Raw genomic sequence first — 15,937 nt, 5'->3', positions numbered from 1 at the left:
GCATGCCATCCAGGAGGTCACGCATGAGTTCGACGCCCGCTACCCCACAGCCCGGGGAGGCCACCGAGGCCAGCTTCGCCAGTTCCGGCAACCAGTTCTCGACCGGCGCGTTCAAGCGCGATCCAGAGGCCGGTTCGGCCTCGGTCGAGTACAGCCGCACGGCCGCACAAGCCAAGTACGGCCCGCTGGAGTACGCGGCGGTACACACCGGCAAGGTCGGCGCCGGCCGCAAGGAAGAAGACGGCAAGACCGTGTTCAACGTCGAGATGGAGTTCACCCAGGGCCATCGCATCCAGGGCGACTTCAAGGCCGGGCGCCTGGCCGCCGACGGCAGCCTGACCCAGGCCACCGGCGAGCGTGGCCGCTACGAGGTCCGGCTGCGCGGCGAGGCCACGGCCGACGCCGCTGCGCGGGTGAACCCCTTCGACCCCACCACCATCCCGGAAGGCGGCAGCGTCAAGCTCGACGGCCAGGTGTTCGCCAAGACCTCGATGGAGGCCGCGTTCCGCGGCTTCGCCACGTCCAGCGAGCGCACCGACGCGGCCGGCGTGAGCTATGCGGTGCAGCGCGTGGATGCCGACCACGTGCGCGTCGCGGTCGGCCCGACCCAGGCGGTGGAGCGGCTGGAGGCCGTGGGCCTGAAGACCGACGTCGCCCAGGCCATGCTCGGCCGCCAGGATGCGCTGGGCCAGGCGACCATGCGCACCGCCACCTTCGACCTGCGCGAGCCGCAGGCGCAGGCCGCCTATCGCGACTTCCTGGCCAGCGGCCGACTCGCCGCCAACGCGCCAGGGGTCACCGACGTGCAGAAGGTCGAAAGCCTGACCATGAGTTCGGAGACCCGCGCGCAACTCGGCCTGGGTCCGTTCAAGGCCGAACTGGGCGGCCAGCGCAACACTGGCGAGAACGTGCGCACCACCTATGCCGACGGCAGTTCCAGCGTGGTCGGCAAGGTGCAGTACGCCGGCAACGTGCCGATGACGCTGACCCGCCAGTTCGACCCGGCGGGCAAGGAACGCGTGGACGAACGCAGCTATCAGTTCAGCTTCGACAAGGTCGACCACAACCAGGCGCAACTGCTCAACGCCGCGCTCACCGGCAAGGACACCGCCTCGGCCGATACGCCGATCGCAGCCGGCCAGAACGCCACCCTGCGCTTCTCCGAGCAGCAGATGGACGCGTTGCGCCAGCAGTACCAGCGCGCCGCCCAGGCCAGTCCGATGACCGCGCATGAGGCTGCCGAGTATGCAAAGCAGAGTCCGCAGGACTTCGCGATCGGCCTGGCGCGCAACCTGGGCAATTCCCAGTACGGGCTGAGCGAGCGCCTGTTCCACGTGTCCAGCAGCGCCGGCGGCACGCCGGGCGGCGACCTGGTGCGCATCGACGCGCAGGTCGACCGCGCCGACCCGCCATCACCGTCAGCGCCCACGCGCGCCACCCCGACCACCGGCGCCGCGCCCGATGCGCGCGCCTCCGCCGATCCGCAACAGCAGGCCATGCAGCAGGCGATCGAGCGCAAGCTCACGCCCTACGACGCCAACGTCGCGAGCGGCCTGCTGCTGGCGGCGCGGCGCGATGGCCTGACCCAGGTCAATCACGTCCTGCGCAACGAGAACGGCCGCGTGTTCGCGGTGCAGGGCGACCCGATGTCCGCCGACAAGCGCGTGGCCTACGTGGACGCCGCGCAGGCGGCGACCATCCCGGCCGCCGAAAGCGCCAGGCAACTGGCCGCACTGCCCCCGACGCCGACCCAGGCACCGGTGCAGGAGGCGCAGGAACCGCAGAAGCGCGCGCTGTCGTAGGCGGACCTGTCGGCGGCACGGCGATCGCGCCGTGCCGCCGGCGCATTGGCAGCGGCCACTGCTTCGGTGAGAATCGAGCGCTCACCGATCGGGCCGCCCTCATGCCGCTGCGCACTTCCCTGCTCGCCCTCGCGTTGTCGCTGTCCGCCTCCGCCGCATGGGCGGGGCCACCACCGCCGGCCGTGCCGTACCGCAGCCCGCAACAGATCCTGGACGCGTCCAAGCCCAGCGACTGGCGCACGCTGGATCCGGCCAACACGCTGTACCTGGAGCTGGACACCGGCCGGGTGATCATCGAACTGGCGCCGGCGTTCGCGCCGCAGCACGTCGGCAACATCCGCACCCTGGCCCACGAGCACTTCTGGGATGGCCTGAGCATCTACCGCTCGCAGGACAATTTCGTGGTGCAGTTCGGCGATCCCGATGGCGAGGAACCCGGCAAGGCCAAGTCGCTGGGCAGCGCCAAGACCCACCTGCCCGCCGAATTCCAGCGCCCGGCCGCGGGCCTGGCGTTCCAGCCCCTGCCCGACCGCGACGGCTGGGCACCGCAGGTGGGCTTCGTCGACGGCTTTCCGGTGGCGCGCGATCCCAAGGACGGCACCGCCTGGCTGGCGCATTGCTACGGCACCGTGGGTGCCGGCCGCAACAACGACGAAGACAGCAGCATCGGCGCCGAACTGTACGTGGTCACCGGGCAGTCGCCGCGGCAACTGGACCGCAACATCACCGTGGTCGGCCGCGTGGTCAAGGGCATGGAACTGCTCAGCGTGATCCCACGCGGGCCGGACCCGATGGGCTTTTACGAAAAACCCGAGCAGCGCACGCCGATTCGCGCGATCCGCCTGGCCAGCGACGTGCCGGACGCCGAGCGTACCCCGCTGCAACTGCTGCGCACCGATAGCCGCACCTTCCGCGAGGTGGCCGAGGCGCGGCGCAACCGCCGCGACGATTTCTACAAGCGTCCGGCCGGGCACATCGACCTGTGCAACGTGCCGCTGCCGGTGCGTCCGCCGCCGAAGTGACGCGTCATGCGCGCGCCGGGCGGCGCGCGCTCAGGCGCCGCCGATGCTGCGCCGCTGCGGCTGCTGCGCGTGCAGGAAACGGGTGAACAGTTCGCGCGGCTGCTCCACGGCGCATTCGGTCAGCAGCATGGCGATGTTGCCGCGATGGAAGGCGCCATGCGCGAGGATGTGGAACAGCATTTCCTGGCGGCTCATCCGGCCGGCATCGCCATCGGTGAAATGGAACGCCAGCGTCTGCTGCAAGGCGGGCGCGTCGAGCCGGGCGACATAGTCGGCATACCAGCGGTCCGATTCGGCCACCGCCGCACCCAGCACCTCCAGCTCCGGCGTCTGCGGCGTGTTGCTCGCGGTGTATGCGTGCGTGCCGCCGTCCAGGTGCGCGGCGAAGATCCGGTCCACCACGTAGGTGTGGTTCAACAGCCGGATCGCGCGCTGCCGCTGCGCCGGATATGCGACCGCATCGATCTGCGCCAGCGCCTGCAGCATCTCGGCGTTGGCCCAGGCCTTGAACGCGAACTGCGATGCGAGCAGGGAATCGGTCATTGCGTCGTTCTCCAGGCCAAGGGAATGTGCCGCACGGCAGGTGCGGCGCACACCAGCATCGGCATCCTCGCGCACGCCTGCAAGCTGCGCTGCTAGCGTGCGCGCTGGCTGAAGGCGACGCTGCCCAGGATCAGCATGCCCGCCAGGAGCATGGTCCAGGTCAGCGGCTCGCCGAGGATGGCCCAGGCCAGCAGCGCGCCGAACACCGGGACCAGGTAGGTCACCGTCGATGCGCGGGCCGGGCCGATGCGCTGGATCAACCGGTAGTACATCAGGTAGGCCAGGCCGGTGCAGACCACGCCAAGACCGCCCGCGCAGGCCCAGGCCAGCGCCGACACCGGCGCGGCCGGCCAATGCGTCCACGCCAGCGGCGCCAGCAGCAGCGCGCTGCAGCCGAGCGTGGCCGCCGCCGACGCGGCCGGCGGCAGGTCGCCCATGTGCCGCTTCACCAGGTTGTAGCCGATGCCGTACAGCAACGAGGCGGTGGCGCCGGCGAAGGCGGACGGACCGACGCTGAGCCCGGCCGACTTGCCGGTGGCCAAAACCAGCACGCCGATGAAGCCGACCAGCAATGCCAGCGCACGCCGTGTGCCGATGCGCTCGCCGAAGAACAGGAAGGCGATCAACGCAGTGAACAGCACCGTCATCGCGTTGCAGATCGCGCCGATCGCCGCCGGCGCATGCTGCGCGCCCCACGCGAACAGCAGGAACGGCAAGGCGGAATTGAGTACGCCGATCGCCGCCAGGGTCAGCCAGCGCCGCAGCGGGAAGCGCGCCCGCGCCAGCCACAGGAACGGCAGCAGCACCGCCGCGCCCAGCGCCAGGCGCAGTTCCACCAGCGCATAGGCGCCGAACTGCGGCGCCGCCACGCGCATGAACAGGAACGAGCATCCCCAGACGACGCCGAGGAACCCCAGTTCCAGCGGCGTGCGCCAATCGCGCGCTACTGCAGGGTCGGACACGGGCGTGGGAGAGGCCGAGGTGATGGCCGGCTGCAGGGAGGGTTCGGCGGTAGGCATGGAGGAGGCTCGCGGTCGATCGGCAACGCGCCGCAGCGATCGTGCGACGCCACGCATCCGCTGTCGGCGGCGGATACCGGTCGGCGCCTCTGCACCGACCTCGCATCGCCACCGGCCACGCATGTCGTGTTCGGCTGCCAGCATCGCCTCGTACCGTAGGGTCGACAAGCGCGTAGTATCGTCGCGAGCCACAAATCTGCCGCGTGTCTGACCGTGCAACTACGCCCGTCCCTGCTGCCCGCGCTCGGCGTGTTCGCCGCCGCGGCGCGCCACCAGAACTTCGCCCATGCCGCGGAGGAACTGCATCTCACCGCCAGTGCGGTCAGCCACCATGTGCGGCGCCTGGAAGCCCTGCTCGGCGCCACGCTGTTCCAGCGCCACGCGCGCGGGGTCAAGCTGACCGCCGAAGGCCGGCAACTGGCCGATGCCGCCAGCGCGGCGCTGGCCGACATCGCCGCGGTGGCCGGCAATCTGCATCCGCAGGCCGACACCGCGCCGCTGCGCCTCACCACGTTGCGCTCGCTCTCGTACTGCTGGCTGCTGCCGCGCCTGCCGCGCTTCTGCCAGGCCTATCCGCACGTGCGGCTGGACATCCAGACCGATGCGGCGTTCTCGCGCTTCGAGGAGGGTGGCCCGGATCTGGGCATCCGCTACGGCCAGGGCGCCTGGCCGGGCCTGACCTCGCACCACCTGATGGACGATGCGTTGTTCCCGGTGGCCTCGCCGGCGCTGCCGCAACTGGCGACGCTGCACCGGCCCGAACAGATCGCGCAATTGCCGTTGCTCACCGACATGTCGCCGCAGGGCTGGCGCGACTGGTTCCGTGCCGCCGGCGTGCGCGGCGTGGCGCTACCGCCGATGCACACCTTCAACGACAGCACCGATGCGATGCGCGCGGCGGTCTACGGCGTGGGCGCGGTGCTGGCGCGCAAGCACATCGCCCAACCCTACCTGCAGCGCTACGAACTGGTGCGCCTGCCCGGGCCGGCGCTGACCGCGCGCTATTCCTACTACATCGTGCATCCCACCCACCGCCTGCTCAGCCCGGCCGCCAGCCACTTCATCGACTGGCTCAAGCGCGAGGCGCTGGACGAACGCACGCCGCTGCCGGCATTGCCGGCTGAATTGCTCGGGTTGCCGCCGACGGCGGGCTAGCGCTGCTGCGTGGTATCGACCGCTTCGTAGATACCGTCTTACCCCCTAGCAGGCAAGGCCCCTTTTCGGATCGAACGCCGTACCGGATTTGAGAACCCCGTAGGCTAGGTGCAGGAGCTTGCGCATGGCGGCGCACACGATCTGCTTGCCGGCTTTGCCGCGTTCGCTCAGTCGCTGTTTCAGCGTCCGGATGATCGGGTTGTGGGTCATGGCCACCAGGGCCGGCATGAACAGGCCCGCGCGCAGGCGGGGCGAGCCGGTGCGCGAGATGCAGACGTGGCCTTTGCGCTCGCCCGACTCCTGCAGGCACGGATTCAGGCCCGCGAAGGCGGTCACCGCCGAGGCATCGGCGAAGCGCCTCACATCGCCAAGCTCGGCCAGCATCAAGGCCGCGCTGGTGTCGGCAATCCCCTGGATGCTCACCAGCAGTTCGCGCTGCCCACGCAAGGTCGGATCCTGGTCGATATGGTCATCGATGGCCTGCTCGATCTGGGCGATGTGGTGTTGCAGATCGGCCAGATGGACCTGGATCGAGTCCTTCACCTGGGCCGGAGCGACGTCCAGCCGGTTGCGCTCCATCTGCAGCATCTGTTGCAGATCCTGGCGCCGGCGCACCAGCGCTTTGAGCTGCTTGAGCGCCGGCGGATCAGGGTGCCAACGGCGTAACTGCTCGCGGTGACGCAAGGCATAACTGGCGATCAGCTTGGCATCGCTGCGATCGGTCTTGACCCGGCTGAGCTGGCTGCGCGCGTACGCGGCCGTCTGCGCCGGGTTGAGCACGCACACCCGATAGCCGCGTGCGTGGAGGAACTCGGCCAGCGCCTGGTGGTAGGTGCCGGTGGCCTCCATGGCGATCCAGCTATCGGGCTGCGCATGCGTCTGCAGCCATGCCTGCAGGGCCTGGAAGCCCTTGGCATCGTTGGACAACTTGGCCTTGGTACGGTGCTTGCCATTGGTCAGATCGATGGCCACATCGAAACTGCGTTTGGCGACGTCGATGCCGATGACGGGAGACATACGCGATTCCTCCATCGTGTCAGGGTCATGATCGGCGCTGGGCCCGGTCCTGCCTTGTCGATGCGAGTTCACGCCCAGGGGCGGACTCTGGATACCGTTCGGACACACAAGGGCCAGCATGTGGAGGGCGGAGCCGATCTACGATGCAAGCTCGAAGCTTTAGGAGCGACTGGACCTCCCACACCTCCTCCGATGATCAGTCGGAAGACATGACGCCTGTTTAGGGGCGACATGTCCAGATACAAGGAGCGGCTTCAGCCGCGACCCGCAACCCATCATTGCCCGCTGCTGCTGGACGAGCTGCCACCGCTCCGTCGGCAACGCATCGCAGCACCGCTGCTCGCGCATCACCTCCATCCGTTCCCGCCCGATCCCGTCGGACGGGAACCGCCTCCCCCGCTAGGCGGAACGACGCCGACGTCGGCGCCAGGCGATCAGCCGCCACAACGCATAGCCGAGCAGCACGAACGGGGCCAGCCCCACCACCGCGCGAATCGCCCAAGCGATCGATCCGGCGAAGATTTCGCCGCTGTCGTGCAGCGCCTCGCCGATGTCGCTGCGGCTCCGCTCGGCGGTCGGCGCCGAGAACGTCAGCGTCACCCGCTGCGTATCCAGGCGCCGGCGCTGCTGTGCGGCTTCCTGGCTGGTGGCGAGCAGTTGCGTCTCCACCGCGGCCAGCTTCTCCGACAGCGCAATCATGTCGGCCACGCTGAGATCGCGGTGCTGCTGGAACTCCTGCAGGCGCCGCTGCTCGGCCTGCAGGCGCTGGCGCTGCGCGTCGTTGTCCTGCACCGCCTGCGCCAGGTCCTCGGCATGGGTGGTACGGCTCTCGATCTGGCCGCCCTGGCCCGCCTCCGCGATCAACGGCTCGACCCCGGTGGGCGCGATCCGCACGCTGAGTTCGCCGCGCGGCCGCTCGCCGCCGCGCTGTTCGACCTGCAACACCGTGCACGCGCCGAAACCGGATGTCCGGCAGCGTTCCTGCAACTGCTTGAGCCGTGCGGGAATCTGCGCTGCCGGCAGCGCCACATCGACCTCGTGCTCATAGGCCAGGGACGGCGCGGCGTTCACCTCGCCACTCGGCGGGGGCGCTGCGACGGCCGCCTCTGCCGCCTGCGCCGTGGCCTCGGCGGCACTGGCCGCGCTACTGGCGGCATCGGCGGAATAGAGATGGGCGGCCGGCAGTGCCGCGCTCTCGCCGCCGCGGCTGCAGGCAGCGATGGACACCGCCAGCGCCAGGGAAGCGCCCCAGCGACACCAGCGCCGACGCGCAGGCGCGACGACATCGACCGTGCCATCCGCTGCTGCAACGCCCTCCGGATCGATCGCGGTGTCGCGCACGACATGGCCATGATGGCGACGTCCCTTGTCCTGCATTGCAGTGCTCCTGATTGGCGAAAGCCTTCAGGGTAATCCAATGGCAGGGGCGCTGGCAGCACGGCACGGCTACCCTGGCGGATCGACCCACTCCAGGAACCCCGATGCGCAAGCACCTGCTCGCCGCCGCCCTGCTCGCCGCCCTCGCCGGCTGCCAGAAACCCGCCGACGCGCCCGCCGCCAGCAACGCAGCCCCCAGCCAGGCCGCGGCCGCGCCCGATGCAGCCGCCGACGCCAGCTTCGCCGCGCTGTCCAAGCGCGCCGTCGACACCTGGATGCAGCTGTCCCCGGTCGGCGCCACCCAGACCGGCGACCATCGCTACGACAGCGAACTGGACGACCTCAGCGCCGCCGGCCGGCAGAAGAGTCTGGACGCGAGCAAGCAGTTGCTGGCCGAACTGGACAAGCTCGACGTGGCCAAGCTCTCGCGCGAGAACCAGGTGGACGCGGCGATCCTGCGCAACCAGTTGCAGTCGGACATCTGGAACAGCGAGGTGGCGCAGGGCTGGGCGACCGATCCGCAGGTCTACAACGGCCTGGCCGGCGGCGCGATCTACGGACTGATGGCGCGCGAGTTCGCGCCGCTGCCGGAGCGGCTGAAGTCGGCCACTGCGCGCATGGAGAAGATTCCGGCGCTGTTCGCGCAGGCGCGCGCCAACCTCGACCCGGCCCGCGTGTCGGAGATCAGCGCCAAGACCGTGGCCAAGCAGAACCGCGGCATCCTCAGCATCGTCGACAGCTTCATCGTCCCGCACATCCAGGAACTGCCGCAGGCCGACGCACAGCGCCTGCAGGCGGCGATCGAAGGCCTGAAGAAGGCCGTGGCCGAACAGCAGACCTGGCTGGACCAGACCCTGGTGCCCAACGCCAAGGGCGACTTCCGCCTTGGGGCGGAGAAGTACGACCAGAAGCTGAAGTTCGCGCTCAACTCCTCGCTGTCGCGCGCCGAGATCAAGCAGCGCGCCGAGGCCGAGCTCACGCGCGTGCGCCAGGACATGTACGGCATCGCCCGCACCGTGCTCAAGGACAAACCCGGCGCGCCGCCGCTGGTGGATGCGCCCAGCGACGAACAGCAGCAGAAGGCGATCGAGGCGGCGCTGGAGCTGGCCTATGCGCAGCATCCGGCGCGCGACAAGGTGGTCGAAGCCGCCAAGGCCTCGCTGGCCGATGCCACCGACTTCGTGCGCAAGAAGGATCTGGTGACCCTGCCCGATGCGCCGGTGGACATCATCCTCATGCCCGAATTCCAGCGCGGCGTGGCGGTGGCGTACTGCGATTCGCCCGGTCCGCTGGACAAGAACCTGAAGACCTTCTACGCGGTGTCGCCGATTCCCGACGACTGGACCGCGCAGCAGGCCGATTCGTTCCTGCGCGAATACAACAGCCGCATGATCCACCTGCTGAGCATCCACGAGGGCGTGCCCGGGCATTACGTGGAAGGCTGGCATTCGGCCAAGTTCCCGTCGACGCTGCGCGGCGTGCTGCGCTCGGGCGTGTTCGCCGAAGGCTGGGCGGTGTACACCGAGCGGATGATGCAGGAGCAGGGCTACCTGGACAACGACCCGCTGTTTCACCTGGTGCAGTTGAAGTTCTACCTGCGCAGCATCGCCAACGCGCTGCTCGACCAGGGCGTGCACGTGGACGGCTGGAGCAAGGAACAGGCGCTGCACCTGATGGTCCACGACACCTTCCAGCAGCAGAGCGAGGCCGAGGGCAAGTGGGTGCGCGCACAGCTGACCTCGGCGCAGTTGCCGACCTACTTCGTCGGCGTGCAGGAGCACCTGGACCTGCGCAAGGCGATGCAGGACAAGCTCGGTGCCAAGTTCAACCTCAAGGCCTACCACGACCAGGTGCTGTCCTACGGCGCGCCGCCGGTGCGGTTCGTGCGCGAGCTGATGCTGGACGAGCCGATCAAGTAGTCGGGATTGGGGATTGGCAACGGCGGCATTGCTGACATGCTCAGAGAAAAAAGCCCCCTCGCTTGAGGGGGCTGCCGCAAGCGGCGAAAAACGTGCGGTCCGGATTGTGTGGCTGGAGCTGATGGTCGCAGCGCAAGCAGCCATCTTGCTGCGATCGCACCGCGATCGCGTCAAGCCGATGCGTGACCAGTAGCGCCAAGGCGCTTTGCCAGGCGCCGCCGTCAGCGGCGACGCCTGCGCGGCTCACTCGCCGTACACCTCGATTTCCGAGTAGGCCAGCCACGAATACAGGTTGTTGGCCTCGATCTTCAGGTACTGCGAGACACTGCCATCCAGGGCGATGTACACCGGCGCCACGTCCGACTGGTCGGGCTCGGTGTAGTACTGCGGATTGTCGAAGTACACCGGTCCCGGGCTGGAGCTCCCGCCGAACACCGCGCCGTGACGGCCAGCGGAGACGGCGAAGTCGATCGGCTGCGGCGTGCCCGCGGTTTCGCTGGCTGCGGTGCGCACGGTGATGCGCACGCCGGTGACCTTGCGCATCTGTCCCAGGTTCACGGTGACGCTGCCCCAGTTGGTGCGCGCGTTCCAGTACTCCGTGTCGCTGAAGAAGCGGCCGTCGTACAGCGAGGCCAGGTTGTCCGAATTGGTCGGCGAGGTCGCACCGATGATCGGCAGGCGCTTGATCAGGTTGAGCGAGGACGGCGCCACGTACTGCACCTTGCGTAGCGGCAGGCCCGCCTCGCTGTAGCCGGTGTTGCTCAGGCCGGCCTTGATGTAGGCCTCGCGCTCGATCGGCCGCGTCTGGGTGTTGCCGTAGCGCGAGGCGATCGCAGCGACGATCGGCGCGGCGAACGAGGTGCCGGAAACCGCTTCGGTGAGCCCTTGGGACAGGAGGGTGATTTCGTGCGCGGGCGCCCATGCCTCGATGCAGGGACCCACGGCCGAGCCCTTGGCATAGCCGCCCCAGTTGTCGCTGTTCTGCGCGCCGGCGAATCGTGAGCCGTCACGCTGCAGCCCGCCGACGACGACGATACCATCCATATCGCGCGCATAGCCCTTCTGGGTCTGCGCATCGACGTAGCCGAACGCAACCTTGCATGCGTCCTGCTCCTGCGGCGAGAGTCCGACCGTGTAGGCATTGCCGGCAGATTCGGTAATGAAGAAACGATTACTCGCCGCTCGTATCCTGCGCCCCCACTTCCGATTCGCATCGAACGGATTAGGACTTACGCCGGCGCTCTGGTTGAATGACATGTTCAGCACCGCGAATTCGCCGACCGACTCGGCGTAGCGCACGGCGGCGTTCAGCGCCGTAGCGACGGCGTCCTCTTCAAGGTCGGCCAGCCCGAACGCCTTGATCGGCTGTCCGGGATTGATGCCGCGCACCAGGTACCCATTCTGCTTCCCGCCCACCAAGCCGCCGATTGCCGTCGCATGATCCCTGGGATACACGAACGGTGGGTTCTGCTGATAGGCGACATTGAGTTCCTGGTCCGGATTGTCCATCACCCCGTCGAGCAGATAGAACGGGTTGGTCGTGGTGACCCCATCGTTGGTCTGCGTATACGGCAATGCCCACGACGTGATCTCGCCACCATTGACGATGTCGCCCGCGGCCGAGAACGTGGCGTGCGCCGCCTCGACCCCGCGCACCGACACCACCCAGTCGGCCTTGAGCAGTTGCGCCGCGGTGCGCTCCGGCATCCAGGCATAGACGGTGCTGGAGACCGTGGACAGCACCCGCTCGATCTTCACCCCCGGCAACTGCGCGATCTGGTCGGCGAAATGGACCATGCCGGTGCTGTTCTCGTGCGCGCGGATCGCCGGATCCAGCGTGCGGTAGTCCGAGGGACGGGACTTGGCATACAGGCGCGTGGTCTCCTGCAGCACGAACGGGTTGAGATCGATCGCGTACAGGCGTCGCCCCTGCGTATCGGTGCGCGGCATGGTCGCTTCCTGCAGCATGCGCTTGGCCGGGAACTTGCCGCCGCCGGCCGCTTGCGGCTGCGCGTGCGCGGAGGCGACGGACAGGCTCGCCAGCAGCGCGGCCAGCAGCAGTTCGGTCGATGTCTTCTTCATGGACTCATCCTTTGACTGGGGGATGCCCCGCTCATCGGGGCACCGGAACAGGGGTTCCACCCATCAAGGACGAGAGGCATGCGCACCTCCCCTACCGCATGCGCGGCATCGTCTACTCAGGCAGACGCTGCACGCTGCGCATCACAGTCCGCGCATGTGTCGCATCGCTGCAGCAGCGTCGGCAAGGCGATAGAGAGTAGGCACCGATGTCGCGATGCGATGACGCAAATCCTGTGCGCATGCGCGATGCCTGGCATGCGCAGATCCAAGGCACGAGGCGTCGCAGCGCGCCCGTGTGCGGGCGCGGCGACGCGGCGCGTTATCCGACGCGTTCTGTCGGCGTCTCGCTGCTCCACAGCAGCATCGCGTCGCCGTAGCTGAAGAAGCGGTAGCGCTGGGCGATGGCGTGGCGGTAGGCGGCGAAGATGCGCTCGCGGCCGGCGAAGGCCGAGACCATCATCAGCAGCGTGCTCTCGGGCAGATGGAAGTTGGTCACCATCGCGTCGACGCTGCGGATGCGGTAGCCGGGCAGGATGAAGATCTGCGTCTCGCCGGCGAACGGATGCAGCTCACCGTCCTTGGACGCGCTCTCCAGCGCGCGCACCACCGTGGTCCCGACCGCGATCACGCGGCCGCCGGCCGCACGCGTGCGCCGTACCTGCTCGACCAGGCTTGCACCGACATTGAGCCACTCGCGGTGCATCTGGTGCTGCTCCAGCGCTTCCACCCGCACCGGCTGGAAGGTGCCGGCACCCACATGCAGGGTCACGTGCCCGACCTCGACCCCGCGCTGCTGCAGCGCCTGCAGCAACGGCGCGTCGAAATGCAGCCCGGCGGTCGGCGCGGCGACCGCACCGGCCTCGCGCGCGAACACGGTCTGGTAGCGCTCGCGGTCGTCCAGGCCCGGCTCGCGGCGGATGTACGGCGGCAACGGCAACCGCCCGGCCTGCTGCAGCCAGTGCTCCAGCGCGCCGTCCACATGGAACTGCAACTGGTAGAACTCGCCATCGCGGCCCAGCACCTCGGCCTCGCCGCCGGCATCCAGGGCGATGCGTGCGCCGGCCTTGGGCGACTTGCTCACGCCCAGTTGCGCCCGCGCGCGCTGGCCGCCGAGCAGCCGCTCGATCAGGATCTCGACCCGCCCGCCGGTGCTCTTCTGCCCGAACAGCCGCGCCGGGATCACCCGCGTGTCGTTGAAGATCAGCAGGTCGCCGGCACGCAGCAACTCGGGCAGATCGCGCACATGCCGATCGGCGAAGAGCGCCGGTGCCGGCGGTACCAGCAACAGCCGGCTGGCCGAGCGCTCGGCCAGCGGCTCCTGCGCGATCAGGTCTTCAGGCAGGTCGTAGTGGAAATCGGACTTTTTCAAGGCGCCGGGACGATCAGGAACGGGGCCGGCCATTGTAGCGGCGCCGGGATTGGGGATTCGGGATTGGGGATTCGTTGAAGCAGAAGCGGGATCGCGCTCTTACGAAGCCTCACTCCCTAATTCCGAATCCCGGCCTCTCACCGCTCGAACTTGGTGGACAGAATGATCGACGAAGTGGTGCGCTCCACCCCATCCAGCGCGCCGATGCGGTCGGTCAGTTCGTCCATGTCGTTGACGCCCGGCACCACGCCGAGCGCGATCAGGTCGAAGGAGCCGCTGACCGAATGCAGCACGCGCACCGCATCGATCTCGCGCAGCGCCTTGACCACCGAGGTCATCTTCTTCGGCAGCACGGTGATCAGGATGTGCGCGCGGATGTGGCCCTGTTCGTAGTCGTCGCGGGTGCGCACGGTGTAGCCGCAGATCACCCCCTCGCGCTCCAGGCGCTCGATCCGGCTCTGTACCGTGGTGCGCGACAGGCCGAGGCGGCGGGCGATCTGGGCGGTGGAGGCGCGCGCATCCTCGCGCAGCAGCGACAGCAGGGCGTCGTCGGAGGCGGTGATCTTCATGACCACGGATTTTCGTCGAATCGACGAAATCGCGTCAATTCCTGCACGGATTCACGCTGCCATTCGACGATCCTGTCCCGATAATAGACAGGATCGTCACCAGACAGCCCGCCTTCAGGAGATCGCCCATGACTGTACTCGGCCCCCTCGCCCCGCTCCGTGCCCATGCCGGCGACCGCCTGACCCATGGCCTGGACGACGCCAGCATCGAACGCCTGGCGACGTCGCATCCGGCACTGCGCGCGGCGATCGAGGCCGCAGGCGACGACTACGCGCGCATCGCTGCCGAATTCGGCGAGTTGCTGGAACTGGACGAGGCCGAGCAGATCCGCCGCCTGCAGGCCGGGTTCGTCAATTTCTACGCCGACGACGCGGTGACTCCCTACGTGGCGCTGAGCGCGCGCGGCCCGTGGGTGGTCACGCTCAAGGGCGCCGTGCTGTACGACGCCGGCGGCTACGGCATGCTCGGCTTCGGCCACACCCCGGAGGCGGTGCTGGAGGCGATGGCGCGGCCGCAGGTGATGGCCAACGTGATGACCCCCAACCTGTCGCAGCTGCGCTTCGAGCGCGCGCTGCGCGCGGAAATCGGCCACCGCCGCGGCGGCTGTCCGTTCGCGCGCTTCATGTGCCTCAACTCCGGCTCCGAAGCGGTGGGCCTGGCCGCGCGCATCGTCGACATCAACGCCAAGCTGCAGACCGATCCCGGCGCGCGCCACGCCGGCGCCAAGATCAAGCGCCTGGTGGTCAAGGGCAGCTTCCACGGCCGCACCGACCGGCCCGGCATGTATTCCGATTCCAGCCGCAAGACCTATCTGCAGCACCTGGCCAGCTACCGCGGCGACGATGCGCTGATCGCCATCGCGCCCTACGACGTGGAGGCGCTGCGCCGCGCCTTCGCCGAGGCCGAGCAGCACGGCTGGTTCATCGAGGCGGTGTTCCTGGAGCCGGTCATGGGCGAAGGCGACCCCGGGCGCGCGCTGCCGCCGGCGTTCTACGCCGCTGCGCGCGAACTGACCCGCACCCACGGCAGCCTGCTGCTGGTCGACTCGATCCAGGCCGGGCTGCGCGCGCACGGCGTGCTGTCGGTGGTGGACTATCCCGGCTTCGAGCAGCTCGACCCGCCGGACCTGGAAACCTATTCGAAGGCGCTCAACGCCGCGCAGTATCCGCTGTCGGTGCTGGCGGTGACCGAGCACGCGGCGCAGGTGTACCGCAAGGGCACCTACGGCAACACCATGACCAGCAATCCGCGCGCGCTGGACGTGGCGACCTCGACCCTGGCGCAACTGACCCCGCAGGTGCGCGCCAACATCCGCGAGCGCGGCGCCGAGGCGGTGCAGAAGCTGGAGAAGCTCAAGGCCGAGCTCGGCGGCGCCATCACCCAGGTGAAGGGCACCGGCCTGCTGTTCTCCTGCGCACTGGCCCCGCAGTACAAGTGCTACGGCGCCGGCTCCACCGAGGAGTGGCTGCGCCAGCACGGCGTCAACGTGATCCACGGCGGCGAGAATTCGCTGCGCTTCACCCCGCACTTCGCGATGGACAGCGACGAGCTGGACCTGCTGGTCGGGCTGATCGGCCGCGCCCTGCGCGAAGGCCCGCGCGTCGCCCAGGCCGCGGCGGCCTGAAGCCCGCGCTGACGGCGCCGGCACATCGGCGCCGCAGCAGCCAGATCGCGCACGCATCATCGGCGTGTGTTGTCATTGGCCGGCCGGCATACGCCGTCCCGGCCCGGCCTCGTCGTCAACCGCACAGGAAACACCATCGCGGCACCGGAGCGGGCACGGCGCAGCGCTGCGTGGCCGTGCATACCGCGGATGTTGTGCGACGGCCCGACCGCGCCGATGCACCGTCGGCACCAGGCCATCCCCAGGTACATGCGCTGCCTGACAGCGGCGCTCATTTCTGATCCTTCGCCTCGGACTTTCACGCAGCCACAGCGCTCGCATCGCCGCGCTCGGCGGCGCCGTCCAAACGGCGAACCCGTCGCCACCCTTCCCAATGGTCCGCCTAGGCCAATGGAGCACGCCTTTTGTGTGTGCTGGCGGCATGCAAGCAATCGCGGA

General features: G+C 68.9%; 12 protein-coding genes. 5 read left to right on the top strand and 7 right to left on the bottom strand.

The genetic code is table 11. The features are described from left to right. Positions 1–23 precede the first annotated feature (23 nt). On the top strand, positions 24–1,802 hold the full coding sequence (locus tag AC1G9L_RS08050) for an XVIPCD domain-containing protein (RefSeq protein ID WP_019801798.1): 1,779 nt from the start codon (positions 24–26) through the stop codon (positions 1,800–1,802). 101 nt (positions 1,803–1,903) lie between these two features. Next, on the top strand, positions 1,904–2,824 hold the full coding sequence (locus AC1G9L_RS08045) for a peptidylprolyl isomerase (protein WP_019801799.1): 921 nt from the start codon (positions 1,904–1,906) through the stop codon (positions 2,822–2,824). 30 nt (positions 2,825–2,854) lie between these two features. Here the strand turns inward: AC1G9L_RS08045 and AC1G9L_RS08040 are convergent, their stop codons facing one another. Together AC1G9L_RS08040 and AC1G9L_RS08035 are read right to left on the bottom strand one after the other, a co-directional pair. Continuing rightward, positions 2,855–3,367 carry a DinB family protein gene (locus AC1G9L_RS08040; RefSeq protein WP_019801800.1) on the bottom strand — a complete coding sequence of 171 codons (513 nt, stop codon included), beginning with the start codon at positions 3,365–3,367 and terminating at the stop codon, positions 2,855–2,857. A 92-nt stretch (positions 3,368–3,459) separates the two neighbouring features. Further along, complete coding sequence (locus tag AC1G9L_RS08035) at positions 3,460–4,386, bottom strand: EamA family transporter (protein ID WP_019801801.1); 927 nt, start codon at positions 4,384–4,386, stop codon at positions 3,460–3,462. 213 nt (positions 4,387–4,599) lie between these two features. On the opposite strand from AC1G9L_RS08035, the gene AC1G9L_RS08030 reads away from it, so the two are divergent. Beyond that, complete coding sequence (locus AC1G9L_RS08030; protein ID WP_010344063.1) at positions 4,600–5,541, top strand: LysR substrate-binding domain-containing protein; 942 nt, start codon at positions 4,600–4,602, stop codon at positions 5,539–5,541. Between the two features lie 45 nt (positions 5,542–5,586). Here AC1G9L_RS08030 and AC1G9L_RS08025 read toward each other — a convergent pair whose 3' ends face one another. Together AC1G9L_RS08025 and AC1G9L_RS08020 are read right to left on the bottom strand one after the other, a co-directional pair. Further along, entirely contained in the window at positions 5,587–6,558 is a 972-nt protein-coding gene (locus AC1G9L_RS08025) for an IS110 family RNA-guided transposase (protein ID WP_481070338.1), read from the bottom strand. A gap of 399 nt (positions 6,559–6,957) precedes the next feature. After that, positions 6,958–7,785 carry a DUF4349 domain-containing protein gene (locus tag AC1G9L_RS08020; RefSeq protein WP_481071063.1) on the bottom strand — a complete coding sequence of 276 codons (828 nt, stop codon included), beginning with the start codon at positions 7,783–7,785 and terminating at the stop codon, positions 6,958–6,960. A gap of 254 nt (positions 7,786–8,039) precedes the next feature. On the opposite strand from AC1G9L_RS08020, the gene AC1G9L_RS08015 reads away from it, so the two are divergent. Then, a complete protein-coding gene (locus AC1G9L_RS08015; RefSeq protein WP_481070633.1) occupies positions 8,040–9,854 on the top strand; it encodes a DUF885 domain-containing protein in 1,815 nt (604 codons plus the stop codon). Positions 9,855–10,097: 243 nt separating this feature from the next. Here the strand turns inward: AC1G9L_RS08015 and AC1G9L_RS08010 are convergent, their stop codons facing one another. The 3 genes from AC1G9L_RS08010 to AC1G9L_RS08000 all read right to left on the bottom strand — a co-directional run bounded on the left by AC1G9L_RS08010 (position 10,098) and on the right by AC1G9L_RS08000 (position 13,874). Then, positions 10,098–11,936, bottom strand: a complete 1,839-nt coding sequence (locus AC1G9L_RS08010; protein WP_019799597.1) for a S8 family serine peptidase — start codon at positions 11,934–11,936, stop codon at positions 10,098–10,100. A gap of 319 nt (positions 11,937–12,255) precedes the next feature. Next, positions 12,256–13,305: a tRNA preQ1(34) S-adenosylmethionine ribosyltransferase-isomerase QueA gene (gene queA, locus AC1G9L_RS08005; RefSeq protein ID WP_019799598.1), complete on the bottom strand. Its 1,050-nt coding sequence runs from the start codon at positions 13,303–13,305 to the stop codon at positions 12,256–12,258. A 137-nt stretch (positions 13,306–13,442) separates the two neighbouring features. Then, positions 13,443–13,874, bottom strand: coding sequence for an Lrp/AsnC family transcriptional regulator (locus AC1G9L_RS08000; protein WP_010344072.1), 432 nt, complete (start codon positions 13,872–13,874; stop codon positions 13,443–13,445). 128 nt (positions 13,875–14,002) lie between these two features. Here AC1G9L_RS08000 and AC1G9L_RS07995 point away from each other — a divergent pair, with 128 nt between their 5' ends. Then, complete coding sequence (locus AC1G9L_RS07995) at positions 14,003–15,499, top strand: aminotransferase class III-fold pyridoxal phosphate-dependent enzyme (RefSeq protein ID WP_019799599.1); 1,497 nt, start codon at positions 14,003–14,005, stop codon at positions 15,497–15,499. The last annotated feature ends 438 nt before the right edge of the window (positions 15,500–15,937 follow it).

Source organism: Xanthomonas sp. NCPPB 1132 (assembly GCF_056629235.1).
Note: the sequence above shows the minus strand (reverse complement) of the source record. Positions and strands in the feature narration are given on the sequence as shown.